The sequence below is a fragment of the Oleiphilus sp. HI0066 genome (assembly GCF_001635725.1).
In genome coordinates, this window is sequence record NZ_LWFH01001872.1 from 1 (window position 1) to 1,137 (window position 1,137).

General features: G+C 43.9%; 2 protein-coding genes. Both read left to right on the forward strand.

Annotation, left to right across the window (positions count from 1 at the left end; genetic code table 11):
- Positions 1-433 (forward strand): DUF1365 family protein (locus A3738_RS28895; protein ID WP_156504586.1); only part of this gene is annotated, 433 nt, incomplete at its 5' end.
- Positions 434-448: 15 nt separating this feature from the next.
- Positions 449-1,137, forward strand: a 689-nt coding sequence (locus tag A3738_RS28900) for a cyclopropane-fatty-acyl-phospholipid synthase family protein (RefSeq protein WP_197474121.1), incomplete at its 3' end; no start/stop codon positions are given.

A 1,137-nucleotide genomic window follows, 5' to 3' on the forward strand; every position in this document is an offset into this window, starting at 1 on the left:
CCCGATTGCTGACGGTAAGTTAGATTATCAGACCTTTGATGATGCAGTGATTGAAGTAGAACAACTTCGTGAGACGGTCAGCCGATTTTCGTTTTCTAAAGCCTTCCATGTTTCGCCGTTTAACCCAATGAACATGGAATATAACTGGGTATTCAAAACGCCGGGAGAAGGTTTGTCGGTACATATGGATAACACCATAGAACGAAGCGATGCTTCCGTTGAAAAGCACTTTGATGCCACGATGGGCTTGCACAAAGAAGGCTTAGAACATGGTTTCAATCGATTGCTTAAGCAACCTCTTATGACAGTTAAAGTGGTGCTTGGCATATACTGGCAAGCGTTGAAGTTATGGATCAAACGTAGTCCATTTTATGATCACCCTGAATCTGTCAGTGATAATCAACACAACAATAATGCGAATTCAGCCCTTTAAGGTGGGGAGTTTATTATGAACACACAGCACGTTAATGCCTATCCTCAGGGGCGCCGTTTTAGCTTCCAGTCTATTGCTAAGAAAGCAGTGTTATCACAGCTTAAGGCTTTGCATACTGGAACACTGAGTATTATCGATAACGGCCAGACTTATCGTTTCGGAAACGACAATAACGCTGATTTGATTGCCGAATTACATGTGAACGACGCGTCGTGTTATGTAGATATTATGACCGGCGGAAGTATCGGTGCTGCCGAGAGCTATATGACTGGCGATTGGTCGACGCCAGATTTAGCAAAGTTAGTGCGCTTGATGGTGCGCAACATGGATATTTTAGATGGTATGGAAGGGGGCTTTGCGGCCTTATCTAAGCCTGCTCTGAAAATCTTGCACCGCATGAACCAGAACACCGAAAAAGGCTCAAAACGTAACATTGCTTCACACTATGATTTGGGTAATGACTTTTTTGAAGCGTTTTTAGATCCAAGCATGATGTACTCGTCAGCAATTTTCCCAACTGAAGAATCGAGTTTGGAAGAAGCACAGCAATTCCGCTTAAAACGGATCTGTGAGCAACTACAGCTTAGTGAGCAAGATCATGTTGTTGAGATTGGAACAGGTTGGGGCGGCTTTGCGATCTACGCAGCAACACATTACGGATGTAAAGTTACGACGACCACGATATCGAAAGAACAATACGCGCT